Below are 24,508 nucleotides of genomic sequence, written 5' to 3'. Positions count from 1 at the left end.
GCCTGAAAGACTAGTCAGGGTGATGGTGATGATGGTGGTTAAACTGAACGCGTGTCATAAAATTCTCATTGATGAATGTATATTCATTTCGTGTCCATTAACCTAACCGGGATAAGAAACACGCGCAACCCTTTTTTTGCCAGCGAAGCAAGATAAACCGTGCGGGTAGATTGTCACTGAGCAAACCCTGACGTAGCTTAGGGGAAGTTAATATGGATAAACAGAGGATGGACGGCATGAAAAAAGTGGCAATTGTGGGGTTGGGCTGGCTTGGCATGCCTCTGGGTCTGGCTTTAAAGGCGCGGGGATGGCAGGTCACGGGCAGTAAAACCACGGAGGATGGCGTGGAGGCTGCGAGGATGTGCGGCATTGAAAGCTACCTGCTGACGCTGACCCCTGAGCTGGAATGTGATGCTGACGACCTGGAAGCGTTAATGACCGCCGATGCCCTGGTGGTGACGCTTCCTGCCAGCCGCACGGCTGAGGGCGGGGAAAATTACCTGCTGGCCGTACAACAAATTGTGAACAGTGCGCTCTCCTTTAACATTCCGCGGATCGTGTTTACCAGCTCCACTTCGGTCTATGGCAGCGGTTCGGGCGTGATGACCGAAGAGAGCCCGCTTGAGCCGGTGACCGTTGCCGGTAAAACCCTGAAAGAGCTGGAAGGGTGGCTGCATCAGCTTCCCGGCACCGCCGTGGATATTCTCCGGCTCTCCGGGCTGGTGGGGCCGGAGCGCCATCCTGGCCGTTTCCTCGCGGGCAAGCGCGAGCTCACTAATGGTTCGCATGGGGTAAACCTGGTGCATCTGGAAGATGTGACTGAGGCAATTTTACTGCTGCTTGAAACCTCTGAGGGGGGACATATTTATAACCTCAGCGCAACTGAACATCCCGCCCGCAGCGACTATTATCCTGCGGTGGCGCGCCAGCTTGGTCTGAATCCACCAACCTTTCAGCCAGAAGATGATGGGGATAAAGGAAAACTCATCGACGGCAGTAAAATCTGCCGTGAGCTGGGGTTCGCCTACCGTCACGCCGATCCGGCGCGGATGCCTCTACTGTAAAAACGTCATGCCGTTTCTTTTGATGCCGGGGCAGACGGCTAGACGCCGAGCCTGTCCCGCAGTGAATACCAGGCGGCGCCGATCGCCGTCAAGGGAGCGCTGAGACGGCGGCCGCCGGGGAAGGGCAGGTGCGGCAGTCTGGCAAAGGCATCGAAGCGCGCGGGCTGGCCGCCAATCGCCTCCGACACCAACTTGCCGGCCAGATGGGTGAAGGTCACGCCATGCCCGCTGTCGCCCTGAACATAGTAAACGCCATTTTCCAGTCTGCCGATTTGCGGCATGCGGGAAAGGGTTAGCAGAAAATTGCCGCTCCAGGCGTAATCAAAGCTAATGTCGGCCAGCTGCGGAAAGGTTTTCAGCAGTTTTGGCCGGATGAGCGCGGCGATGTCGTCCGGCTCTTTCGCCCCATAGATCACGCCGCCGCCGTAAAGAAGCCGGTTATCGGCCGTCAGCCGGAAGTAGTCCAGCAGATAGTTACAGTCTTCCACGCAGTAGTTATTGGGCAGCAGCGTCAGCGCTTTATCGGCTGACAGCGGTTCACTGGTGACGATCTGCGAACCGCAGGGAATGCTCAGGCGGGTAAGCCTCGGTTCAAGATGCGGCGCAAGGTAAGCGTTACCGGCGAAAATGACATATTTTGCCGCCACGTGGCCCTGCGTCGTCTGGATTTGATGCGGAGCGCCATAGATGACGGCTGTCACCGGCGATTTTTCATAGATCCGTCCGCCATGGCGTCGGATCGCTTCTGCCTCACCGAGCGCCAGATTGAGCGGGTGCAGATGGCCGCCGCGATGATCCAGCAGGCCACCCACGTAGCGTTCGCTGCCAATTTCCCGGCGAATGCCCACCTCGCCGAGCAGTTCCATTTCATGATTGCCATAAGCCTGCCAGCGCTTATGCTGCGCTTTCAGCTGCTGAAACTGACGCTTGTTGAGCGCGGCGAAGATCCCGCCCGGATGGTAGTCACAATCGATGGTATAGCGGTCAATGCGGTCACGGATAACGCCCGCGCCTTCGAACATCATGCTGCCAAGCAGTTGGGCGATTTCTTTGCCGTAGCGCTGCTCAATAACGTCGACATCGCGGCTGTAAGAATTGACCACCTGGCCGCCGTTGCGGCCGCTGGCGCCATAACCAATGTGGGCGGCTTCCAGCAGCACCACGTCATAGCCCGCTTCGGTCAGATAGAGCGCAGAAGAAAGCCCGGTAAATCCGCCGCCAATCACGCAAACGTCACACTGGATGCTGTCGTTAAGCTGCGGCCAGGGCGTATGAGGATTGGCCGTGGCGGTATAGTAATTGTTCACATAATCCATCACTTCCTCCTGAATCAGGCACGTCCCTGCGGCTGGGGCCGGTTACGGGCTAAAAGGTTGCCGGCGTGTGTGCACTGATAATGCGACACGGCTGCGTTGACGCGTTCGTAAAGCTATGGGGAAGGCCGGTATTGATGACGTAACTTTGTCCGGCGTGCAGCTGGTAACGCTCACCGTTAATGGTCAGCGTAATTTCCCCTTCCAGCAGGGTGCCGGTCTCTTCCCCAGGATGACGGATTTTATCGCCAGTCGTCGCGCCGGGTTCGTAGGTTTCCAGCAGCATGGCCAGCGTCCGTTCAGGATTGCCATTATGGATCAGACGCAGAGAGACGCCCTGACCGCCAATATCAATCAGCGCCTCTTCATCCACGACCACCTGAGGAGCTTCGACCCGCGCCGGCTCTGAAAAAAATTCCGAGAGCGACAATCCGTACACCTTCAGCAGCTTCTGCAGCGTGCTGACCGCAGGACTAACCTTATCCTGCTCAATGGTGCTGATGGCGCTGTGCGTCAGGCCGGAAAGCTCTGCCACGCGCCGCTGCGACAGGCCCATCTGCTGGCGAATTGACGATAACCGCCGGCCAGGTGCCAGTGTGGTATCACTCATAACCCTGTTTCCTTTCGTTGCCTTTGGCAGGCGTTGATAAATCCTGTGAAGAGCTGACGGGAGAGCGGATCCTGCCCGCTTTGCCATTCAGGATGCCACTGCACCGCCAGCGCAAAAGGATGATCCCGCAGGCTGACGGCTTCAGGCAGACCATCATCTGCAAGCGCTTCGATGCGCAGCCGGTCGCCCAGCGAGCGGATCCCCTGTTGATGCAGTGAATTAACCCGGAACCGTTCGTCACCCTCTGCCAGTTGCGCCAGCAGCCCTCCCGGCTGGATATGAATGTCATGAACGGGGGCGTAGCGCGCAGTCAGCGCCAGGTTCTGGTCTTCACGATGATCCTGGCAACCTGGCACACGCTGAAGCTGCCGGTGAAGGCTGCCGCCCGTGGCGACAACCAGCTCCTGCAAACCACGGCAGATCCCCAACAGCGGTAGCTGCCGGTCTGTCGCAGCCTCAATCAGCGCAAATGCCAGTTTATCGCGCCCCGGATCGGCATACTCTTCCATGGCGGCATCACCATAGTGATGAGGCTCGATATTACTGGGGCTACCCGTCAGTAACAGACCGTGCAGCGCGCCCAGCACCTCATCAGGAAGAGGAGGCGTTGAAGCGAGATGATGGGGGAGCGCAAGAGGAATGCCTCCCGCCAGCACGACCGCTTCCAGGTATTTGTTCTGCACCATCTGTACCGGATGACCATCTTTCTCAATCTGGCACATCACCACGCCAATTAACGGCTTGTTCAAAATAGTGGCCATGGTTGTCCTTGAAGGCTGTCAATTATTTTTACCGCAGATGGCGCAAAGGGTGTTGTTTTGTACAATATATTTACAACTTAGCAACCACATGGTCAATATTCAAACGGATTTGCCGCCAGCGAAAGTGCGGTGTGGCATTTGATTAAGCCAAATGTTGGCGCTATGTTAGAAATGTGGCTGTTATTTTGAGCAACGCTCAGTGACTGAACGAAGGCGGGTGGTATGATGACCAATCTTGTCGAAGTGAAAGACTTCACGCGGCACAGTGAAGAGAAACGAACCAGCGCGTTCCAGCAAGAAGTCAGCGCTTATCTGGAACGCCATCCTCAGACTCAGTTTGTCGATATTCTGCTAAACGATCTCAACGGCGTCTTTCGTGGAAAACGCATCCCCGTCACTAACCTCATTAAGCTCGAAAAAGGCTGCTATTTTCCCGCCTCGGTATTTGCGATGGATATTCTCGGTAATACGGTAGAAGCGGCCGGACTGGGACAGGCTCTTGGTGAACCCGATAATATCTGCGTCCCGGTTGAAGGCTCGCTTATTCCTTCGGCGGCCGATCCGGAACATCTGGCGCAAATCCTGCTGACCATGCGCAATCAAGATGGTACTCCCTTTGACGTTGAACCACGGAATGTCCTTAATCACCTCTGGCAGCAGCTGCGTAACAGAGGGTTATTTCCGGTGGTAGCGGTAGAGCTGGAGTTCTATCTGGTGGATAAAAAACGTGACGCCGGAGGCTTTATCCAGCCTCCCTGCGCGCCGGGCAGCGATGAACGCAACCGGCAAAGTCAGGTTTACTCCGTGGATAATCTCAATCACTTTGCTGATGTGCTGCGCGATATCGACGAGCTGGCCCGGTTGCAGGGCATCCCGGCCGATGGGGCGCTCGCTGAGGCCTCGCCTGGCCAGTTTGAAATCAACCTGCATCATACCCGGAATGTGCTTAACGCCTGCGATCACGCGGTACAGTTAAAACGGCTTGTGCGGCAGGTAGCGGAAAATCACGGGATGAACGCCACCTTTATGGCCAAACCCTATGAAGAATATGCGGGCAGCGGCATGCATATTCATATCAGCATGCTGGATGCGGCCGATCACAATGCTTTCGCCGGTGATGATGGCAGTGACTCCCCGCTGCTGAAACGTGCGCTGGCCGGTATGATCGACCTGATGCCTGCTTCAATGGCGCTGCTGGCGCCCAACGTCAATGCCTATCGTCGTTTTCTGCCCGAGGCCTTTGTTCCGCTACAGGCTTCCTGGGGACATAATAACCGTACCGTTGCGCTACGTATTCCCTGTGGCGATCGCGAAAACCACCGCATTGAGTATCGCGTTGCGGGCGCTGATGCTAACCCTTATCTGGTTGTGGCGGCTGTGCTTGCCGGGATCCTGCATGGCCTTGATAACGCGCTACCGCTGCCGCCAGCGGTGACCGGAAACGGGCATCAGGCAGAGGGAAATCCATTGCCCATCCGCCAGAGCGATGCGCTGTGCGAATTCGAAGAAAACGCAGCCCTGCAACTGCTTCTGGGCGATCGTTTCGCTTCTGTCTGGCACAGCTGTAAACATCACGAGATGATGCACTTTGAGCGTCTGATTACCGCCACTGAAATCGACTGGATGCTGAAAAACGCCTGAAGAGCGTAAGATGAGCCAGCGGGATAAAGCAGCGCGGATAAAGCGGGGAGGGTTGCAGAGCGGCAACCCGCTGAACGCCTGTGCGTGGCTATTTTGTGTCTTAATGAACAGGGGAAGCGAAACAGACAACAGGCGGTAAAAGCCGGTTCATTTTTATCTTCCCTTTACCGTCCGCAAAGAAATTGTGACGTAAGGCCCGAAACGCTTGTTTTCTTGCCTTCGTGTGGTGCAAAATACGCGCCCTGCAAATGATGCTATCAACCGACGCTTTCCGCGCCGGTTATTTTTTTGCAGAAACCTAATCGCATTCAAGAGGCCGGTCTAAAACCGGATAGATACACACACTTTAAACACGCACGAACGTGTCATGTTGAGGAATAAGAACAATGGGGCAGCACTTATTTACTCCGGCTCGCGCCGGCACCCGCCAGCGCGATGACTACGGCGCCATGTCAGGCTTTGCATTCACTCCCGCCTGTCAGTCCGTTACCCCCCTCAAGAAAAACTATCGCATGACGCGAAGTTTCCCTGTGGTTCAACCCAGAAAGGTTGACGCTATGGGGAGGCTGAACCATGTCGCTTGATCATCAGACCTCTGCGGGCCACTCCCGCCCACACCTGAAAAAATCGCTCACCCTGCTGCCAGTGGTGATGATGGGTCTTGCCTATATGCAGCCGATGACCCTGTTCGATACCTTTGGGATCGTTTCCGGGCTGACCGACGGTCACGTTGCCACAGCTTATGCCTTTGCGCTGGTAGCAATCTTATTTACCGCGCTGAGCTACGGTAAGCTGGTTCGCCGCTTCCCTTCAGCCGGTTCTGCCTACACCTATGCACAGAAGGCCATCAGCCCGCATGTTGGGTTTATGGTGGGCTGGTCATCGCTGCTGGACTATCTGTTCATGCCGATGATCAACATCCTGCTGGCGAAGATCTATTTTGAAGCGCTGGTGCCGGGAATTCCCTCGTGGATCTTCGTTTTCATGCTGGTTGGCTTTATGACCCTTTCTAACCTGAAAGGCATCAAAACCGTGGCCAACTTTAACAGCGTTATCGTGGTACTTCAGGTGGCGGTGATGGTCGTCATTATGGGTATGGTCGTGTATGGCGTCGCGCATGGCGAAGGTGCCGGAACGCTGGTAAGCAGCCGGCCTTTCTGGTCTGAGGATGCCCACGTGGTCCCGATGATTACCGGAGCGACTATCCTCTGCTTCTCGTTTCTGGGTTTTGATGGCATCAGTTCGCTGTCGGAAGAGACAAAAGATGCAGGCCGCGTGATCCCAAAAGCGATCTTCCTGACTGCCCTGTTTGGCGGCGTGATCTTTATTGTGGTCTCTTATTTCCTGCAGCTGTACTTCCCGGATATTTCCCGCTTCAAGGATCCGGACGCGTCTCAGCCGGAAATCATGCTGTATGTGGCGGGCAAAGCCTTCCAGTTCGGTATTCTGATTTTCTCCTGTGTGACCGTTCTGGCTTCCGGTATGGCGGCGCATGCTGGCGTTTCCCGCCTGATGTATGTGATGGGCCGTGATGGCGTATTCCCGGAACGTTTCTTCGGCTACATTCATCCGAAGTGGCGGACCCCGGCGCTGAACGTGCTGCTGGTGGGTGCGATTGCTCTTTCGTCCATCACCTTCGATCTGGTGACCGCGACGGCGCTGATTAATTTTGGTGCGCTGGTGGCGTTCAGCTTTGTGAACCTGTCAGTGATCTCGCAGTTCTGGGTACGTGAAAAACGCAACAAGACGCTGAAAGACAACATCAACTTTCTGCTGTTGCCGCTGTGCGGTGCGCTGACGGTGGGCGCGTTGTGGATCAACCTGGAAGAAAGCTCAATGATTCTGGGTCTGGTCTGGGGCACGATTGGCCTGATTTATCTGGCGTTCGTGACCCGCAGCTTCCGTAATCCGGTGCCGCAGTGCAACGAAGAGCTGATCTGAGAAGATCGCTAAAGGAAAAGGGCGCTACGGCGCCCTTTTTGCTGGCCGTTTCACGGCGGCGTGAACGGCTTTTATCGGTTTAGCATCGTATCCGGTTAAGACACGAGCTCCCGCGCGTAATCGAACAGCGCCTTAAGCTGGTTCATTTTGGCCTGATCCCCTTCATACTGCGCAAACAGGCTTTCCAGCTCCTGCACATAGGCCTGGACACGTTCAGGATTCAAGGCTTCGCGACGATGCTGCAACCAGCGGTTCTGCTCGGCTTCGTCCAGCGTGCCGGGAAAATTACGCGCCCGGTAGCGGAACAGCAGCTTTTCAATACGTGAATCATTGAAGGTGAGATCGAGCGCCGGCAGATTCTCCGGTGCCGTTTGCAGAATAATTTTCATTGCTGCCCGATCGGCATCGCTGAAAAAGCCGTCGTAAAGCTGGGCGTCAACGTCCTGGGAAGGAGTGAAAGGTTCTGCCTCGGCAAACAGAGTGACGACTTTTTCCCGGATCTCCGGATGCTGACGCAGCAGCGCAAGGTTATCCAGACAGCGCTGGCGATCAATACCCAGACGCGCCGCATCTTCAGGCCGCAGGGTGTTGGCTGGGGCCACCACCGGACATTTATTGATATGGACCAGCTTCACCGGTACCGCGGCATCCTCACCTAAATCTTCCCGCCGTGTATAGAGCCGTTCACGTAGCCGATCCGCATCAAGGGTCAGAAGCGGCGTGATATCGCCCGCTAAATCGCAGGCAATCAGCGCATTTTTATTCACCGGGTGCCAGGCAAGCGGGGCGATCCAGCTGGTATTACCGCGAAAAGCGCCAAACATGCCGGAAATATGTACCAGCGGCTTCATCTGCGGAATATCTACCAGCGTGGCGATCTTCTGTTTGCTCCGGTGACTGAAGAGAAAATCATACAGTCGCGGCTGTTTCTCTTTCACCAGCTTTGCCATGGCGATAGTGGCGTAGACGTCAGACATCGCATCGTGAGCATTTTCGTGCGCCACGCCGTTGGCTTTTGTGAGATGTTCCAGGCGGAAGCTGGGGAAGCCATCGTCGTTTTCCGGCCACTCAATCCCTTTCGGGCGCAGCGCGTAGCAGGCGCGCATCACGTCCAGCAGGTCCCAGCGGCTGTTCCCATTCTGCCAGCTCCAGCCGTAAGGATCGTAAAAGTTGCGGTAGAGGAGATTGCGCGTCACCTCATCATCGAAGCGAACATTGTTATAACCGACGATACAGGTATTAGGTTCGCTGAAAAGCTGATGAATGCGCTGGGTGAAAGCAGCTTCGCTCAGCCCTTTTGCCTGCGCCAGCTGAGGCGTTATGCCGGTGATCATGACCGCTTCCGGCTGCGGGAGATAGTCATCGGCGGGGCGGCAGTAGAACACTTCCGGTTCACCGATAATATTAAAATCCATATCCGTGCGCACCCCGGCAAACTGCGCAGGTCTGTCCAGCGACGGGCTTTTGCCGAAGGTTTCGTAATCATGAAAAAGGAACGTAGGCTGTGCTGGCTTATCTTTCACTGTTTTTCTCTGTTCATTTCTGTTCGTTAGTTTCCTGAAAACGCAGTGCTCAACGTGTTGCTTACGGCTCCATACGTTCACTTGTGTTCACTTGCGCTTGTTAGTGTTCTCTTTCATCGGCGCGAGTTCGCCGACTCAGTGGGGACAGAATCCAATATTATTATGGCTCTCAGCGATATCAGGCATCGTTCCTTACATGGTAAACCATAATGGGGTAGCTCAGAAGTGTCAGGTGTTGATGGCTTTAGTCCCGGTAAAGACGAAATGGGACACCTCAGTAGCTTGGGCTTGGTCGTTGTACGACCATAACCATTAAGGTTGCCAGATCTGTTACTGCACATTCGCTCATAAATATGGCAGTAGAAAAGGCTAACGCTTTTAATTTGGAAAGCGTTAGTCGATAAAAGCATGAATATTGCTGTTTATTTGGATAACTGGTATGAGGGTAACATTGAGGTTGCTTTGAGCTTTAAGGCTAAAAATCTGTATGAATCAACCCGTCCCAAAAAAATATACATTGCGCATTTACCGATCAACCGATCTTGAATCTTACGGCAAATCAGTGGATGGATCTTTCAGCGAAACGGATAAAGGAGAGTCCGAAGCGTATTTTATAGATTGCCATGGCGTTTGGATGTGAAATGACCTTCATGGCCACTAAAAAAATTAAATCACCTCTTTAACTTAAGTGAGGTGTAAGGTTTTTTTTAAATAGAAATCTTAACGAAACTTCGTAGATATAAACTGCCAGAAGGGGGAGGGTTAGTCCAGATAATACATATATAGGCCAAGTGTTTATATTTTTGTAGTGTGAGTACGTTGCTGATGTTGTTATATCGTACTTACCAATAAGATAAAATACCAAATCGACAATGAAGAATGATAAGATGTGGTAAGTCATAATGCTTTTTGTATTTTTTGAAATAAAAAGAATAATCGCGTAATGGCCTCTTATATTTGCCAGTGAATAGCATAAAACAAAAATAACATATATGCCAGAGAGGGAGGTTAATATACTCAAGAGAATGCCAGAGGGATATTCTGACCAGGCAATATTTAACCCTTGAAGAAGGCCTTGATTTTTCATTACTAACATTATGAAAAACAATCCAACCATAATATCCACTCTGAGTATTCTAAACCAGTGCTTTCTTAACAAGTAACCAGTAAGGATAAATCCTGATGCAGTACATATCTGTGATAACAAGTTGGCTATATAGTGACTTCTATCCACATGTAGAGAAGGAAGGTAAAGCATGCCAAAGTAAAAAAATATCAAAATAAAAATAAATATAAAGGTGTTTTTAAATTTTGTTTTATCTATCGCTGCCACTAATAAAATGCAAGCTAAGCTGGATAGCATATAAGCTAATAAGAACCAACCAACAACAAAAAGGCTATTATTGCCAAAGTTACTTTTAACTATTAATTCTATTGTGCTAATTATACTGTCAGCAAAAGGCTTTCTCTTCTCGACTCCAAAATATGAAACCAGAAAAATGGAGATGACACCTGTGATAGTGTAACCTTTAATAAGGTACCAGCCATGCTTAGTTATTGTTTTTTTTAATTTCAATGCAAGTCCGTTATTTATGGATAAAAGCAATCCTCCCAAAAAGAAGAATAATGGCATGTGAAAAACGTAAGGTTGCATCACGTCGAAAGGTTGAAAGTAAAAATGCCCGATAACTACGGCCATAATTCCAGTAGCTTGAGCAAAAGATATAGTTTTTGATTCGATATCATTTAGCATAATTGTTTTGCCGGTTCGGTTGATTGTAGTGGTGTCACTATTAAATTCACACTATCATTTTAATTACTTTTGCAAGAAAAGGTTATATCTAAGTAACGATTTTATCAAGACAAAAGAAGATTTTTTATGTTTACAAAAAAAAGATGGTGAAAATTTATTGCGGTTATAATTGTGCATATGAAACTGGAGTCTATTAGAATCCTCTAGTCATTACAGCTTAAAATGCTTTTGCTTTAGGCGAGTCTGCAAAATTTTCTTTTCGTCTTGACTGGGGGTCTTAAATACTCATATTGCTGTATATAAAATCAGTAAACTATAAATTTATGGGATGCAGATAAAACAGTGCATCAGAATCCAGGGCAAACATCAGTTAAAGGCGAGGCGCAAAACATCACGACGGATCACATGCACAACCTGTCACTATAGGGACATGAGTGAAGCATGGCAGAGGCGATCGCTAAGTAGAGCACTACGAGTCAATGTTCAAAGGCATATTCACGAGGCCGGGCGAGCGCCATACGTTACATCTGTTCGACCGGAACAACGCGGGTGGTACGTCAGCGTCCCAATATCAATTGCAGATCATATTAAGATGAGGCCTGTTTTCCCCCACCTTCTTACTCACCTCCCTGCGCGATAACACCCTGCGGCCCATCACCAGCTTTTTTCAACTACCCTGTATCAGGTAAGTCAGCTAACAGATGACAGCAGGATCCCGGCATTACGGTTCGGCATTTCCCAGTCAGCGCTAACGCCATTTTTACAGGCGCTATCGTGAAACCATTGCCGTTTGAAGTTCTATCCTGACGACCAGTACCTTAATTTTTAACCCTTTTTCTCATTCAGGAGTATGCAGATGAATATCGAATTAGTGCAGCGCGAAGCCAGTCACGTCGCCGGCTTCCATCTCATCGGCCCATTTGAAGAGACCGCGCCGCAGGGTTTTGACAAACTCGCCGCCTGGACGGATAAGCACCAGCTCGTCGGACCCTGGATGAGCGTTTACCACGGTAATCCCCGTGAGGTGCCAGCGGAACAGCTCGAAATTGATACGGCGATCGGCGTGCCGTCCGATTTCGAACTGCCTGAAGGGAGTGAGGGAGTGACCGTTACAGAACTGCCTGCTGGATACTACGCGATGGCGCGTGTCCACGTCACTGATGACGATTTTACCGGGCCGTGGTATCAGTTCTTCGATGACTGGTTACCCAACAGCGGTTATGTGATGGCGGAAGGGCCCTGTTTCGACCACTATCTGAATGACGGGTCGGAAAGCGGTGAGTGGGATATTGAACTCTTTATACCAGTGAACAAACCAGAGTAAGGCGAGCCTGCATTTTCCCTCTCCCTGGCGGAGAGGGAAATTGTTCAGCAAACTTACTTACCCATTTCCTCTTTCAGATCGGCGACGTCACTGGCGCTGACCGGCGGCGCGGCGTTGCCCCAGCTGTTGCGGATATAGGTGATGGCATCGGCCATCTCTTCATCGCTTAGCGTGCCATCAAAAGAAGGCATGGCCGGTGCCGTAGGCCGGGCGTCGGTATCCACGCCGCGGCTGCCTGCGGTGACAACATGTATCAGTGAGGTCGCCTGCGGCGCATTGATCAGCGGGTTGCCCGCCAGCCGTGGGAAAATCCCCTCAACGCCTTCGCCCTTCGGCGCATGGCACGCCGAGCACTTAGTTTCATAAATCAGTGCACCGGTTTTCATGCGTGCGTCACTGGCGGCCAGTGCGGCGGGTTTATCATCCTTGCGCGCTGGTACAGCCTTAAGATAAGTGGCAACCGCCTTAAGATCTTCATCGCGCCAGTATTGCGTGGAGTGTTTTACCGCATCGGCCATCGGTCCGGAGGCAATGTCATAACGGTTCATACCGGTACGCAGATAGGTAACTATGTCTTCCTGCGTCCACTTGCCCAGCCCGGTATGGTCGTTGCTGGTCAGATCTGGCGCCCACCAGCCTTCCACTACCGCACCAGAGACAAACTGGCTGTTCTTGTCGCCACCCAGCAGATTTTTTGGCGTATGACAGGTACCACAGTGCCCCAGTCCTTCCACCAGATAGGCGCCCCGGTTCCACTCTGCGGATTTGCTCATGTCCGGCTTGAATTCCCCTTTGTCGAAGTTGATCCAGTTCCAGGCGATAAGGCTGGTCCGGACGTTAAAGGGGAAGGGCAGCAGGTTCGTTTCCACTTGCTGGTGAACAGGCTGGAGGGTCTGTAGCCAGGCCCATAAATCTTCATTATCTTTGCGGGTCACTTTGGTGTAGGCAGTGAACGGCATTGCGCCATAGAGCCGCTTGCCGCCGTGGCCGACGCCTTCAGACATGGCGCGCTGGAAATCGTCAAAGCTCCAGTTGCCGATGCCGGTTTCAGGATCCGGCGTGATATTTGCCCCAACCAGCGCGCCAAACGGCGTATTGAGCTTAACGCCACCGGCGAAAGGTTTCTCAGGATCGGCAGTATGGCAGGCCGTACAGTCGCCCAGCGTGGCGATGTAGCGACCCCGTGCCACCTGGTCATATTCCGGCTGCGCCAGCGCCTGGGAAACCGTCAGGGCCGAGAGGGAAATCGCAGCAAGTGCGAAAAACGTACGCTTTTTCATGCGGTGATCATCTCCCCTGGGCGTTTGAGGTAATACTTACGAATGTCATGGGCTGCCTTGTAGGCGAGCGCGCCGACGGTGCCGGTGGGGTTATAGCCGGGGTTCTGCGGGAAAGCGGAAGCGCCGACCACAAACAGGTTCGGCACATCCCAGACCTGCAGATGTTTGTTTACCGAACTTGTACCCGGATCGGCACCCATCACAAAACCGCCGCAGACGTGCGAAGACTGATAAGGGACGCTGCTCCAGTGGCCGGTGGTCGGTTTCGCCACCAGCTCCCGCGGGTTCATTGATTTGGCGATTTCAGCTACCTTACCGGTGCAGTATTGCGCCATGCGCAGATCGTTTTCCGGGAAGTCAAAAGTGATGCGCAGCAGTGGCCGGCCTCGCGGATCCTTGTAATTAGGATCGAGCGAGAGATAGTTGGTGGGCGTGGTATAGCTGCTCGCCTCACAGCCGATGCTCATGGTGCTCAGGTAATTTTTGACCACCGCCTGCTTCCACTGTTTGCCCCACTTCGGCGTACCGGGCGGTACAGGGCGGCTGTTAATTGGCGCGGCGCCGATAGGCGTTACGCGGATGCTGCCCCCGCCAAAGAAACCCAGCCCGCTGTGATCGAAATTATCATTATTGAATTCATCGATGCCCATTCCGACCGCACCGGCGCCGATAAACGGATTGAAGTTTTTGTCGTCGAAATAGAGCGTTACGCCATTCGCTGTCTGGTAGGCATAGTTACGTCCGGTCGTGCCGCTGTTGGTGACAGGATCGTAAGGCTTACCGATATTGGACAACAGCATCAGGCGGACATTTTCAAAGGTGTAAGCCGCGACAATCACCAGGTCTGCTGGCTGTTCCCACTCATCGCCGCTGGAGTCCACAAAAATGATGCCGGTGGCTTTTTTGCCGCTCGAGTCGGTCAGCACTTCTAACACTTCACAATGGGTGTGGGCGGTGAAATTGGGTTTGCGCATCAGCGCAGGCAGAATGGTGGTGATGGCGCTGGCTTTCGAATAGTTGGCACAGCCAAAGTTGGTGCAAAATCCGCAGAAGGTGCAGGGACCCATCGTCACGCCAAGCGGGTTGGTATAAGCTTCAGAAACCAGCGAGGAGGGCACGGCAAACGGCTTATAGCCCATATTGCGCGCCGCTTCGGCAAACAGCGTTGGCCCGTACGGCTGCTTAAGCGGTGGGGTAGGGTATTCACCGGAACGTGAACCTTCAAACGGATTTCCGCCTTCCTGTTTAACGCCATTAAGCACGCCCGCTTTTCCTGAGGTGCCGGCCACGCGTTCGAACTGCATATAGTGTTTTTCGATTTCATCCCACTCCATGCCCCAGTCCTGCAGCGACAGATCGGATGAAATGGCCCCGGCGCCGTAGCGTTCGGTCAGATGGCTGCGCAGGCGAAACTCTTCCGGCTGAAAGCGAAAAGTGATCCCGGCCCAGTGGTTCCCCGCGCCGCCGGTGCCGTTGCCGGGGTGAAAAGAGCCCCAGCTGCGCATTGGCAGCGCCGTTTGTGAAGGATTGTTGCGCATGGTGCAGGTGTTCTGCCGGGTGCGCAGCATCAGCTCCTGGCGCTGGACGTAGCGGAGTTCATCGGTGACGGTCGCTACGTTAAAGTCCCGTGCGGTATCCCGCCATGGGCCGCGCTCAAAACCCATCACGCTCAGGCCCTCATCGGCCAGTTCATTGGCGATGATAGAACCGGCCCAGCCCAGGCCAATCACGACCGCGTCAGTCCGTGGTAATTTCTTTGCCATATCAGGCTCCTTTTTGGGTATTCGACAGGTCGTTGATGCTCACGGGCTGCAGCTGTAAGTCCTGATTGTGCCGTTCAATTAAATCCCGGTAATCGTACCGGGCGCCGGGAAAACCGATCATTTTCCAGGAAACCATATCCTTGTTGCCGCCATAGATGGGATCGGCAAAGAAGCCTTCCATAGTGTTGATCAGGATCTGCGCAAAAAAGGCGGCGCTGTCATAACCATCCAGCGCAATCTTGCCACTCTCCAGATTGTGCAGAATGTCATCCTGTTGCTCAGCGTTTAGCTCCCGGAACGCTTTTTGATGTGTCGCCTGCGTATAGTTATTAAGGGCGGCGAGGCCTTTACGATAGCGTTCGCGGGGCACCAGCGGTGACTGGTCGCCCTGCTCAGCCGTGCCTTCGGTAAAGGGACCTTCCATATAAAGGCGTTCAAAGGTGCCGTAAAAGCCGTGCAGCTGACGGTCGATAAAAATGGCGCAGCCGGCTTCTTTACCGCCAATGCTTAATTCATCCGCTGGGATAAGCCGGTCGACGATAGCCTCGACCGTGGCGGCTTCTTCAGCAGTAAAAAAAAGCCAGCCGGCCTTGTCGAAGGTCTCAGGGGGATTATCAGAGAATGGCGTCCAGCCGGGGGCGCCGGTCAGCGTGACCGCTTTCGCCATGCCTGACGCGGTCGCCGCAAGAGCGCCTGTTGACCAGGTCAGAACCTGACGTCGGGTGACACCCGGTGCGGTGGGGGTCGGTTTACGCATTGCATTTCCTTGTGACGGGCAGAATGTAAAGTTATACCCGGTTAGTGTAAATAGAACGTGGGCTGGTCAATCTTATGTATAACAGTTGTTTCTGTATTGTTAATTTGTGTTATTCCCTTTTTTCCTCAGGGTTTTGCGTGCGTAAAATGGCAAAACAGCCCCTTACGCTGGCCGTTTGTTCGGGTATGATGCCTGGCGAACATCTGACGTCAGGAGAATTCTGTGCGCCCGGACAAGCCAATATCGGCGATTGAATACACCCTCTACCGGAATTACCGGACCGTTCACGGCATCCGCATTGCGCTGGCATTTGTTCTGACTTTCTTGCTGGTGCGGCTGCTGCATATTCCTGAAGGCAGCTGGCCGCTGATCACCCTGGTGGTGGTGATGGGGCCGGTTTCCTCATGGGGAAATGTTTTCCCCCGGGCGATCCAGCGTATCGGTGGCACTATTTTTGGTGCCGTCTCCGGGCTGATTGCGCTAAAGCTTGAGCTTATGTCACTGCCGGTGATGCTGGTCTGGTGCATGATTGTGATGTTTATTTGCGGGTTCCTGACGCTGGGTAAACATCCTTATATGGCGCTGCTGATTGGCATCACGCTCGCCGTCATCAGCGGCGCACCGCCGGGCGATATGACTCTGGCGTTGTGGCGGGCCGGAGACGTGATTCTGGGGTCGCTGCTGGCGCTGCTGTTCACCAGCATCTGGCCGCAAAGAGCCTACATTCACTGGCGCTTACAGCTGTCAGACTCGCTGCTGGAAACCGCAAAAATTTATCATGCCGGTTTCTCACCGAACCTGGTCGATAAGCCACGGCTGACGCGACCGCTCCAGCGCCTGCTGACCGGCGTGGTGAAGATGCGCGCGCTGATTGAACCTGCCAGCAAAGAAACCCGAATCCCGCGCTCCGTCTTTGAAGGTATTCAGACGCTGAACCGCAATATGGTCTGTACGCTGGAGCTGCAGCTAAACGCCTGGTGGACCTCACGCGAGAGTCACCTGATCATGCTTAATGCTCCCACGCTGCGCCGTACCCAACAGATGACGGAACAGACGCTACGCTCGCTGTCGGCGGCGATAGTGGAGGGCAACGCCGATAAGATTGCGGCGAACAGCGCCGGTCTGGCGGATATCGCCCGTGAGCTGCGGCAGCTGATTAACGAATCAGACAGCGCCGAACGGGTGGAAACGCCCATCCATGGCTACGTCTGGCTCTGTCTGGAAATGGCATCTCAGCTCGAAAGAATGTCTGATCTTACGCGGCTGGTGCTGCGTAAATAGGCGATTTGCAACAACTTACTGCGGGCGTCCGCACTTCGCGGTAAGATAAGCGCAGTCCGATTCCACAATTTGAGAATTGCTTTCGGCTGAGGCCAGCCGCTAAGCTGAAAGCTACGATAATGACGCCTGTGTGAGCAGGCCTAAATGAAAGGTGTCTTCATGGAAAATGCAAAGCAATCATTTCAGAACGTGCTTGAATTTGTACGGATGTTCCGCCGCAAAAATAAACTGCAGCGTGAAATTCACGATAACGAAAAGAAAATCCGTGATAACCAGAAGCGCGTTCTGCTGCTCGACAACCTGAGCGAATATATCAAACCGGGAATGAGCGTGGAGGCGATCCAGGAAATCATCTCCAGCATGCGCAGCGACTATGAAGATCGCGTGGATGATTACATCATCAAAAATGCCGATCTCTCGAAAGAGCGTCGCGACCTGTCGAAAAAACTGAAATCGATGGGCGAGCCTAAGCCGCAGTAATTTCTTCTGAGGGCGATCGTCAGATCGCCCTTTGTTTATCTGCATCGGGCAATGCCGTATGCACGCGCTCCTTCACGCTGCGCGAATCTCACCAGCGTCCCGGTACGGCACTCACCGCCTGCCCTGAGCGTTAAGCCCCAGACTGACATCATTTGCTATCAAAAAAACTTTGCATATTTGTCAGGCTTTTACCATCATCATTCAGGCCCTCTTCCTCTTTTCAAGCTGGTATTCACTTGCAAAACTTCAGAGTTTCACTGCTGGAGGCGATGACGCGTTCGGCGTGGTATAAAAAAAGGCGTTCCAACCGGGTTTTATTCTGGCGTGAAATCACTCCGCTGGCGGTCCCGATTTTTTTTGAGAACCTCTGCGTACTGCTGATGGGCGTGCTGAGCACCTTCCTCGTCAGCTGGCTGGGGAAAGAGGCGATGGCGGGCGTGGGCCTGGCCGACAGCTTCAATATGGTGGTCATCTCTTTTTTTGCCGCCATCGATCTGGGGACGACCGTGGTGGTGGCCTTCAGCCTGGGCAAGCTTAAGCGGGAACGGGCCCAGGCGGCAGCTCGTCAGTCGCTGGTGCTGATGACCATTTTTGCCGTACTGCTGGCGATCCTGATCGAGTTCTTTGGTGAGGCGATTATCGATATGATCGCCGGGAGCGCGGAGCCGGCGGTCAAAGCGATGGCGCTCAGCTACCTGACGATCACTGCCTGGAGCTATCCCGCTGCGGCCATCGCCCTGATTGGCTGTGGTGCATTGCGCGGCGCGGGCAATACCAAAATCCCGATGCTGATCAACGGCGGCATGAATATCCTGAACATCATTTTCAGTTCGGTGCTGATTTACGGCTGTTTCTCCTGGGACGGCCTCGGTTTTATCGGCGCAGGGCTGGGGCTGACCATTTCGCGCTACGTTGGCGCGGCGGCGGTTATCTACGTGCTGATGATCGGCTTTAACCCCCAGCTTAAGATTACGCTGAAGAGCTATTTCACCCGGCTTGATCTCAGCATCCTGAAAGAGGTGCTGGGGATTGGTATTCCTGCAAGTATCGAGTCCGTATTGTTTAACGGCGGCAAACTGCTGACGCAGGTTTTTGTGGCCGGAATGGGGACCGACGTCATTGCCGGTAACTTTATCGCCTTCTCCATTGTTTCGATGATTAACCTGCCGGGCAACGCGCTGGGAGCCGCCTCAACGATTATCGTCGGAACGCGCCTGGGCAAAGGGCAGCTCAGGCAGCCGGAGCGCCAGCTTAAATATATTTTCTGGCTCTCCACCTTCGGACTCTGCGTGCTGGCAGCGCTGACGGTGCCTTTTGCCGGGATACTGGCTTCATTCTATACCCGCGAAGCTGACGTCATTGAGGTGGTCAAAATACTGGTCTGGCTGAATGCCGCCTTTATGCCGTTCTGGGGTGCGTCGTGGGTGTTGCCCGCCGGCCTGAAGGGGGCGAGAGATGCGAGATTCACCATGTGGGTCTCAATGCTCGGCATGTGGGGAGGCCGTATCCTGGTCGGTTATACGCTTGGCGTGCTGCTCGGGTTTGGCGTGGTAGGCATCTGGCTCGGTATGTTCCTCGACTGGATTGTGCGCGGGCTGTTTTTTTACCGCAGGATGGTCACCGGCCGCTGGTTGTGGAAATATGCCAGACCGGCGGACCCGCCCTGATCCGCCAGGGGCTACCCGCAATTTTTGCTAACTTTCATCAGGAACAGTCATGCCTTTCTCTTCCCCCGTGGCGGCCGATTCGCTGTTTCAGCATCGCGCCTTTGTCGCCTTCTGGCTGGCGCGCACCTGCTCCAGCTTCGGATTTCAGATGTTATCGATTGCGGTCGGCTGGCAGATTTATGCCGTCACCGGCAGGGCACTCGACCTGGGGCTGATCGGCCTGGCGCAATTTCTCCCTGCCGTGGTGCTGGCGCTGCCCGCCGGACACATTGCTGACCAGTTCGATCGCCGCCGCGTGGTGCTACTGGGGCAGATAACCGAGTGGGTCGCCATTGTCCTGCTGGCCACACTGGCACTGCTCCATAAAACGGATGAGCTTACTATCCTTGGGCTGATCTTTGTTATCTCCATCGCCAAAACCATCGAAGCCCCTTCGCTACAGTCGATGCTGCCCGCGCTGGTGCCGCCCGCCATCCTGGCGCGTGCCACCGCAGCCAATGCGGCCTCAATGCAGACCGCCGCAATGCTCGGCCCGGCAATTGGCGGCTTCCTCTATGTGGCGGGGCCGGGCGTGGTCTACGCCACGACCGGCGTGCTCTATTTTATTTCTATTGTGATGGTCAGCCGCCTGCGCTACGAACATGCGCCACCGCCGCGCACACCAGCCACCTTCGCCAGCGTCTTTGCGGGGGTGAAATTCATCCGTAACCGGCCCGATGTTTTAGGGGTAATTTCCCTGGACCTTTTTGCGGTACTGCTGGGCGGCGCCACGGCGCTGCTACCCATATTTGCGAAGGATATTCTGCATACGGGGCCCTGGGGGCTGGGGCTGCTGCGAAGCGCGCCGGCGGTAGGCGGATTGCTGGTGGGATTCTGGCTGAGCCGCCGTAGCCTGGACCGCAACGTGGGCATGATTATGTTCGCCTCGGTGGCAGGGTTTGGTGTGGCAACGCTGGTTTTCGCACTTTCCCGTGAACTGTGGCTGTCGCTGCTCGCGCTGTTTATGCTGGGCGGTTTCGATATGGTCAGCATGGTGATTCGCGGTTCGCTGGTGCAGCTGGATACGCCGGATGAGATGCGGGGCCGCGTCAGCGCGGTGAATTCGATCTTTATCAATACCTCCAATCAGCTCGGTGAGTTTGAATCCGGCCTGCTGGCCGCCTGGCTCGGCGCGGTGCCTGCGGCCGCGGTGGGCGGTATCGGTACGCTGATTGTGGTGGGTCTGTGGATGGTCTGGTTTCCCGGCCTGCGGCGACGCCAGCGGCTTCATCATGGCGAGTAATTCGCTGCGCCCCGGCCACGTAATTGTTTCACCGGCGGTGGCTGACAACCTGGTGCCCGCTGGCTGTGCCACAGGATTTGATTTAAGCTTTCGGCACTCAGTAAAGCGGACATAATCAGGATGAACAGCATGAAAGAACGGTTTCCTCAGGGCTTTATGTGGGGCGGCGCGACGGCCGCGAATCAGGTTGAAGGCGCGTGGGATGAAGATGGCAAAGGGCCTTCGATCGTCGACGCTATTCCCGGCGGCAAGGCGCGCTTAAGCATTGTTGCCTCACCTGAGTTTGATTTTACGATCGACAGCGACCGCTATACCTATCCGAATCACAAAGGCATCGACCACTATCATCGCTTTCGCGAAGATATTGCGCTGTTTGCTGAGATGGGGTTCAAATGCTATCGCTTTTCCATTGCCTGGACGCGTATCTATCCGACCGGCGTGGAGTCTGAGCCGAATGAAGCGGGCCTCGCGCACTATGATGAGGTGATTGATACCTGCATCGCGCATGGCATAGCGCCGGTTATTACGCTCTCACACTACGAAATGCCACTCCATCTGGCGACAGCGTTTGGCGGCTGGAAGAACCGCGACGTCATCGGACATTTCGAGCGCTATGCCCGCACGGTGCTGACACGCTATGGTCACAAAGTGAAGTACTGGATGACCTTTAATGAGATCAACAGCGCGGCGCATTTCCCGATGATGAGCCAGAGCCTGACGGTGAAAACGGGCGCACTGGATCCCCAGGCAAAATATCAGGCCTGGCATAATCAGTTTGTCGCCAGTAGCCTGGCAGTCAAGATTGCGCATGAAACCGATCCGCAGATCCAGATGGGCTGCATGATCCTTTTTGCCACCACCTATGCCTATGACTGCCATCCGGTGAATCAGTTAGCCACGCTGAAAGAGACACAGGCGTTCAACTTCTACTGCGCAGATGTTCAGGTGGGGGGTAAATATCCCTACTATGCCCGGCGTTTATGGCAGTCGCTTGGCGTGACGCTGGATATTCAGCCTGGTGACATGGAGCTAATAGCCGCGCATAGGGTCGATTACATCGGCTTCAGCTATTACATGTCCACCACGCTGAACAAAACCGATCCAAAAGCGGACGCCGCCCAGGGCAACCTGCTCGGCGGCACGCGTAACCCTTTCCTGGAGGCGAGCGACTGGGGCTGGGAAATCGATCCTACAGGGCTGCGCATTGCCCTGAATCAGCTCTACGATCGTTATCAGAAGCCGCTGTTTATCGTGGAAAATGGCCTGGGAGCTGTAGACAAGCCGGACGAAAATTTCACGATTAATGATGATTACCGTATCAACTACCTGCGCCAGCATATCGAAGCCATGGCTGATGCGCTGGAAGATGGTGTTGAGTTGATGGGCTACACGCCGTGGGGCTGTATCGATCTGGTCAGTATGTCCACCGGCGAAATGAGCAAGCGCTACGGCTTTATTTACGTCGATCTGGATGACACTATCTCCGGCACCGGTAACCGCTATAAGAAAAAATCGTTCAGCTGGTATCAGAAAGTGATTGCCAGCAACGGCAGCGATCTTCGCTAGCGGAAACGGCCCGTCACGTTATCCGGGCCCTGAAATGTAACAGCAAAAAGACCGCCTGAATGGCGGTCTTTTAGATTAGCTGCTTTATTTGCTCAGTTGAGCTGATACGTAAGCGTGATTGTCCACGCGGGCACCGGTGATTTTATAGCTTGTGCCGGACGCTTTCGCCTGCGAGGCGATTTTCGCTTCCGCCCCGGCCAGGGTGGGCGCGGTAACGGTGACGGTCTGTGCGAAGCTGGCAAAAGCGATGAGCGAGAGCGCACTTGCTGCAACAAAATTCTTGATTAATTTCATGTTCGTTTCCCCAGAGTGTTTTGTTTTGAGTGAGGCTTGCTGCCTCAATAAAATCAATAATAGAGGTCTGAAAGAAGAGTTGATAGCGAGTACATTTGCTGACTAAATTCAAAAAAAATGAATAAGATTTAATCGCCATGGTGGGCTGTAACGCGGCAGCAACCATCAGGATATTTTACTTTGGCTGACTTAAGCGGCCCTGCAGCCGCTACGCTGATACTGGCGCCGATAAGTTTCGATAATCTTTTTCTCCCACGAGACAGGGATTTTCAGGTACTGGAAGAGGGGATAAAACCCCCGATATTCTTGCACAAGCGGCTTATTACGCATTGTTCCGGCAGATTTTCCTGTCGGGCAGGGCAAAATTATTCACCGCCCAACCTCAAATGTTTTTGCAGAATGCCGATAGTAACCCTAATCCTCAGTCACTTCGGTAAACCTTCATGAAAATTTCCACCCGCCTTACCACAGGGTTTGGCTTTATGGTCCTGCTTCTGGTGATCTGTGCCGGAGTGGCTATTAACGCCCTGAATCATGCCCGGGATGGTATGGACGATGTCGTTAACGACAAAATGCAGAAGTATCAGCTGGCGCTGGATATGCGATCCAGCGTGAGCAGCATGACGATCGCAGTACGAAACCTGGCGCTGCTGACCTCGCCGCAAGAGATGCAGCCAGAATGGGAACGCATTGAAACGCAGAAGCAGCTATTTATCAAAAACCGGGAAGCGCTGGCCCGGTTAATGAAGCTTGAATCGGATCCGGCTGACCGGGAAGCCTTCCAGCTTATCCTTGAGCGAGAAGGGCCTGCGCTGAGCGGCTTCGAAAAAGCGGGACAGCTGGGGTTGCAGAATCGTCAGCAGGAGACACTCGATTATCTGCTTAACGTTTCCCGCCCGACGCAGCGCGCGCTGCAGGATGCACTGAATGCCATGACGCATATCCAGATGCAGAATGCGCAGAAAGCGGTAAGCAGCACCAGTGATGAAAGTCGCGAGGCAGGCTTTTTACTGGGCCTGATTGTGATCGCCTCAGCCCTGCTGGCTGCCGCTATCGGCTTTATGACGGTCAGAGTGCTGATGCGTCAGCTGGGCGGCGAACCGGCACAGGCACAGGCGCTGGCGGCAGCAATTGCCGCAGGCGATCTGACCTCGCCAATGCGGTTACGCGCCGGAGACAGCACAAGCCTGCTGGCTTCACTGGCCCGGATGCAGACCGGACTGGCTGAAATGGTGACGCAGATAAAAGACGCTTCTGCCTCCGTTGCGCTCGCCTCTGATGAAATCGCCCGTGGCAACACTGAGCTTTCTGCCCGCACGGAGCAGCAGGCCGCTGCGCTGCAGGAAACCGCCGCCAGCATGGAGCAGCTGACTGCCACGGTGAAAAGCAATACGACAAGCGCCAGCCAGACGGCGACCTCGGCGCGTGAAACCGCTACTCTGGTGCGCGATGGTGAGGAAAACGTCCGTAAGATGACGAAAACCATGGCGGATATCTCGCTCAGCGCGGCGAAGGTGGGAGACATTACCGGGACCATTGAGAGCATCGCGTTTCAGACCAACATCCTGGCGCTGAACGCCGCTGTCGAAGCCGCCCGCGCCGGTGAGCAGGGCCGTGGTTTTGCCGTTGTGGCGAGTGAAGTGCGCTCGCTGGCACAGCGCAGCGCGACTGCCGCCCGCGATATCAAGGGGCTGATTGAGGCCGCCGCGGCGCTGGTCGGTGAGGGTGTTGCGGTGGCTGACAGCACCGCAGCCAACATTATGAGCGTGGTTGGCATGGTCAGTGAGCTGGCCGGCGCGATGGATGAAATTGCGCTGGCCTCCGGTGAGCAGATGCAGGGAATTTCCCAGATCACTGTCGCCGTGAGCCAGATGGACGGCGTGACGCAGAGCAACGCCGCGCTGGTGGAGGAATCATCCACGGCGTCGCAGTCGCTGGCGGAGCAGGTGCATGGACTGCGCGGCATGGTAAATACTTTCCAGATCTGAAAGTAAAAACGTTAGTTTCTCTTTCCTGCCAGCTCATCCTCACCGGGGGAGAGCAGGGAAGAGAGGCGCGTCAACCCTGCCGGACGCTTCAGCATTAAGGGAATCAGGAAGCGCGTACGGCAATTCACGAGTTGCCTTGTGACACCCCGATTCATAAATTATGCTTTGGTATTAAAGTGAACAGGATAGCTGGCTCTTGAACAAATATGCAGGCAACACC

Annotated in this window: 20 protein-coding genes and 1 other annotated feature (1 of these 21 running past the window's edge); of the genes, 10 read left to right on the top strand and 10 right to left on the bottom strand. The window is 54.2% G+C overall.

The window, feature by feature from the left end:
- Nucleotides 1–35: a sequence feature (His leader region), on the bottom strand; it reaches 87 nt to the left of the window's first position.
- Nucleotides 11–58: a his operon leader peptide gene (hisL, locus tag EA20_RS20695; RefSeq protein ID WP_100396937.1), complete on the bottom strand. Its 48-nt coding sequence runs from the start codon at nucleotides 56–58 to the stop codon at nucleotides 11–13. Its footprint overlaps the feature before it by 25 nt.
- Before the next feature lie 178 nt (nucleotides 59–236).
- Here hisL and EA20_RS0100725 point away from each other — a divergent pair, with 178 nt between their 5' ends.
- On the top strand, nucleotides 237–1,064 hold the full coding sequence (locus EA20_RS0100725) for an SDR family oxidoreductase (protein WP_024965000.1): 828 nt from the start codon (nucleotides 237–239) through the stop codon (nucleotides 1,062–1,064).
- Nucleotides 1,065–1,102: 38 nt separating this feature from the next.
- Here the strand turns inward: EA20_RS0100725 and EA20_RS0100720 are convergent, their stop codons facing one another.
- Genes EA20_RS0100720 through puuD form a run of 3 tightly spaced genes read right to left on the bottom strand, consistent with a single transcriptional unit; the run spans nucleotide 1,103 to nucleotide 3,748 of the window.
- Complete coding sequence (locus EA20_RS0100720) at nucleotides 1,103–2,380, bottom strand: FAD-binding oxidoreductase (RefSeq protein WP_024964999.1); 1,278 nt, start codon at nucleotides 2,378–2,380, stop codon at nucleotides 1,103–1,105.
- A gap of 49 nt (nucleotides 2,381–2,429) precedes the next feature.
- Nucleotides 2,430–2,987: an HTH-type transcriptional regulator PuuR gene (gene puuR / locus EA20_RS0100715; protein WP_024964998.1), complete on the bottom strand. Its 558-nt coding sequence runs from the start codon at nucleotides 2,985–2,987 to the stop codon at nucleotides 2,430–2,432.
- Nucleotides 2,984–3,748 (bottom strand): gamma-glutamyl-gamma-aminobutyrate hydrolase, encoded by a 765-nt coding sequence (gene puuD, locus EA20_RS0100710; RefSeq protein ID WP_024964997.1) that lies wholly within the window; start codon nucleotides 3,746–3,748, stop codon nucleotides 2,984–2,986. The genes puuR and puuD overlap by 4 nt, the downstream gene beginning before the upstream one ends.
- A gap of 222 nt (nucleotides 3,749–3,970) precedes the next feature.
- On the opposite strand from puuD, the gene EA20_RS0100705 reads away from it, so the two are divergent.
- Nucleotides 3,971–5,389 (top strand): glutamine synthetase family protein, encoded by a 1,419-nt coding sequence (locus EA20_RS0100705; protein ID WP_024964996.1) that lies wholly within the window; start codon nucleotides 3,971–3,973, stop codon nucleotides 5,387–5,389.
- Between the two features lie 573 nt (nucleotides 5,390–5,962).
- A complete protein-coding gene (locus EA20_RS0100695; protein WP_024964994.1) occupies nucleotides 5,963–7,330 on the top strand; it encodes an APC family permease in 1,368 nt (455 codons plus the stop codon).
- A 95-nt stretch (nucleotides 7,331–7,425) separates the two neighbouring features.
- Here the strand turns inward: EA20_RS0100695 and sbcB are convergent, their stop codons facing one another.
- Together sbcB and EA20_RS0100685 are read right to left on the bottom strand one after the other, a co-directional pair.
- Nucleotides 7,426–8,853, bottom strand: a complete 1,428-nt coding sequence (sbcB, locus tag EA20_RS0100690; RefSeq protein ID WP_024964993.1) for an exodeoxyribonuclease I — start codon at nucleotides 8,851–8,853, stop codon at nucleotides 7,426–7,428.
- 679 nt (nucleotides 8,854–9,532) lie between these two features.
- Nucleotides 9,533–10,606 carry an acyltransferase family protein gene (locus tag EA20_RS0100685; RefSeq protein ID WP_024964992.1) on the bottom strand — a complete coding sequence of 358 codons (1,074 nt, stop codon included), beginning with the start codon at nucleotides 10,604–10,606 and terminating at the stop codon, nucleotides 9,533–9,535.
- 856 nt (nucleotides 10,607–11,462) lie between these two features.
- On the opposite strand from EA20_RS0100685, the gene sbmC reads away from it, so the two are divergent.
- Nucleotides 11,463–11,930 (top strand): DNA gyrase inhibitor SbmC, encoded by a 468-nt coding sequence (sbmC, locus tag EA20_RS0100680; protein WP_024964991.1) that lies wholly within the window; start codon nucleotides 11,463–11,465, stop codon nucleotides 11,928–11,930.
- 53 nt (nucleotides 11,931–11,983) lie between these two features.
- Here the strand turns inward: sbmC and EA20_RS0100675 are convergent, their stop codons facing one another.
- The 3 genes from EA20_RS0100675 to EA20_RS0100665 are packed head-to-tail and all read right to left on the bottom strand — an operon-like array spanning nucleotide 11,984 to nucleotide 15,730.
- Complete coding sequence (locus tag EA20_RS0100675; protein WP_024964990.1) at nucleotides 11,984–13,210, bottom strand: cytochrome c; 1,227 nt, start codon at nucleotides 13,208–13,210, stop codon at nucleotides 11,984–11,986.
- Entirely contained in the window at nucleotides 13,207–14,973 is a 1,767-nt protein-coding gene (locus tag EA20_RS0100670; protein WP_024964989.1) for a GMC family oxidoreductase, read from the bottom strand. Before EA20_RS0100670 ends, EA20_RS0100675 begins: the two co-directional genes overlap by 4 nt.
- Nucleotide 14,974: 1 nt before the next feature.
- Entirely contained in the window at nucleotides 14,975–15,730 is a 756-nt protein-coding gene (locus EA20_RS0100665; protein WP_024964988.1) for a gluconate 2-dehydrogenase subunit 3 family protein, read from the bottom strand.
- Between the two features lie 222 nt (nucleotides 15,731–15,952).
- Here EA20_RS0100665 and EA20_RS0100660 point away from each other — a divergent pair, with 222 nt between their 5' ends.
- The 5 genes from EA20_RS0100660 to EA20_RS0100640 all read left to right on the top strand — a co-directional run bounded on the left by EA20_RS0100660 (nucleotide 15,953) and on the right by EA20_RS0100640 (nucleotide 22,006).
- Nucleotides 15,953–17,011, top strand: coding sequence for an FUSC family protein (locus EA20_RS0100660; RefSeq protein WP_024964987.1), 1,059 nt, complete (start codon nucleotides 15,953–15,955; stop codon nucleotides 17,009–17,011).
- A 159-nt stretch (nucleotides 17,012–17,170) separates the two neighbouring features.
- Entirely contained in the window at nucleotides 17,171–17,491 is a 321-nt protein-coding gene (locus tag EA20_RS0100655; RefSeq protein WP_024964986.1) for a DUF496 family protein, read from the top strand.
- A gap of 236 nt (nucleotides 17,492–17,727) precedes the next feature.
- On the top strand, nucleotides 17,728–19,158 hold the full coding sequence (locus EA20_RS0100650) for an EmmdR/YeeO family multidrug/toxin efflux MATE transporter (RefSeq protein WP_024964985.1): 1,431 nt from the start codon (nucleotides 17,728–17,730) through the stop codon (nucleotides 19,156–19,158).
- Nucleotides 19,159–19,207: 49 nt separating this feature from the next.
- Nucleotides 19,208–20,440 (top strand): MFS transporter, encoded by a 1,233-nt coding sequence (locus EA20_RS0100645; RefSeq protein ID WP_024964984.1) that lies wholly within the window; start codon nucleotides 19,208–19,210, stop codon nucleotides 20,438–20,440.
- A gap of 129 nt (nucleotides 20,441–20,569) precedes the next feature.
- Entirely contained in the window at nucleotides 20,570–22,006 is a 1,437-nt protein-coding gene (locus tag EA20_RS0100640; RefSeq protein ID WP_024964983.1) for a glycoside hydrolase family 1 protein, read from the top strand.
- A gap of 84 nt (nucleotides 22,007–22,090) precedes the next feature.
- Here EA20_RS0100640 and EA20_RS0100635 read toward each other — a convergent pair whose 3' ends face one another.
- Nucleotides 22,091–22,300 carry a hypothetical protein gene (locus EA20_RS0100635; RefSeq protein ID WP_024964982.1) on the bottom strand — a complete coding sequence of 70 codons (210 nt, stop codon included), beginning with the start codon at nucleotides 22,298–22,300 and terminating at the stop codon, nucleotides 22,091–22,093.
- A 443-nt stretch (nucleotides 22,301–22,743) separates the two neighbouring features.
- Between EA20_RS0100635 and EA20_RS0100625 the strand changes: the two genes are divergently transcribed.
- The gene (locus EA20_RS0100625) at nucleotides 22,744–24,288 is read left to right on the top strand and encodes a methyl-accepting chemotaxis protein (RefSeq protein WP_024964981.1); all 1,545 of its coding nucleotides are present in this window, start codon (nucleotides 22,744–22,746) and stop codon (nucleotides 24,286–24,288) included.
- The last annotated feature ends 220 nt before the right edge of the window (nucleotides 24,289–24,508 follow it).

It is taken from the genome of Pantoea sp. IMH, assembly GCF_000599885.1.
Taxonomy (GTDB): Bacteria; Pseudomonadota; Gammaproteobacteria; order Enterobacterales; family Enterobacteriaceae; genus Erwinia.
This window is presented reverse-complemented; position numbering and strand designations above follow the sequence as displayed.

What these genes read in the sequence shown, in the direction of transcription:
- EA20_RS0100720 (WP_024964999.1), bottom strand. Translation starts at nt 2,380, where the DNA reads ATGGATTATGTGAACAATTACTATACCGCCACGGCCAATCCTCATACG.
- EA20_RS0100625 (WP_024964981.1), top strand. Translation starts at nt 22,744, where the DNA reads ATGAAAATTTCCACCCGCCTTACCACAGGGTTTGGCTTTATGGTCCTG.
- EA20_RS0100665 (WP_024964988.1), bottom strand. Translation starts at nt 15,730, where the DNA reads ATGCGTAAACCGACCCCCACCGCACCGGGTGTCACCCGACGTCAGGTT.
- EA20_RS0100655 (WP_024964986.1), top strand. Translation starts at nt 17,171, where the DNA reads ATGGAAAATGCAAAGCAATCATTTCAGAACGTGCTTGAATTTGTACGG.
- EA20_RS0100705 (WP_024964996.1), top strand. Translation starts at nt 3,971, where the DNA reads ATGATGACCAATCTTGTCGAAGTGAAAGACTTCACGCGGCACAGTGAA.
- EA20_RS0100685 (WP_024964992.1), bottom strand. Translation starts at nt 10,606, where the DNA reads ATGCTAAATGATATCGAATCAAAAACTATATCTTTTGCTCAAGCTACT.
- sbmC (WP_024964991.1), top strand. Translation starts at nt 11,463, where the DNA reads ATGAATATCGAATTAGTGCAGCGCGAAGCCAGTCACGTCGCCGGCTTC.
- EA20_RS0100635 (WP_024964982.1), bottom strand. Translation starts at nt 22,300, where the DNA reads ATGAAATTAATCAAGAATTTTGTTGCAGCAAGTGCGCTCTCGCTCATC.
- puuD (WP_024964997.1), bottom strand. Translation starts at nt 3,748, where the DNA reads ATGGCCACTATTTTGAACAAGCCGTTAATTGGCGTGGTGATGTGCCAG.
- EA20_RS0100725 (WP_024965000.1), top strand. Translation starts at nt 237, where the DNA reads ATGAAAAAAGTGGCAATTGTGGGGTTGGGCTGGCTTGGCATGCCTCTG.
- EA20_RS0100695 (WP_024964994.1), top strand. Translation starts at nt 5,963, where the DNA reads ATGTCGCTTGATCATCAGACCTCTGCGGGCCACTCCCGCCCACACCTG.
- EA20_RS0100670 (WP_024964989.1), bottom strand. Translation starts at nt 14,973, where the DNA reads ATGGCAAAGAAATTACCACGGACTGACGCGGTCGTGATTGGCCTGGGC.
- EA20_RS0100645 (WP_024964984.1), top strand. Translation starts at nt 19,208, where the DNA reads ATGCCTTTCTCTTCCCCCGTGGCGGCCGATTCGCTGTTTCAGCATCGC.
- puuR (WP_024964998.1), bottom strand. Translation starts at nt 2,987, where the DNA reads ATGAGTGATACCACACTGGCACCTGGCCGGCGGTTATCGTCAATTCGC.
- EA20_RS0100640 (WP_024964983.1), top strand. Translation starts at nt 20,570, where the DNA reads ATGAAAGAACGGTTTCCTCAGGGCTTTATGTGGGGCGGCGCGACGGCC.
- EA20_RS0100675 (WP_024964990.1), bottom strand. Translation starts at nt 13,210, where the DNA reads ATGAAAAAGCGTACGTTTTTCGCACTTGCTGCGATTTCCCTCTCGGCC.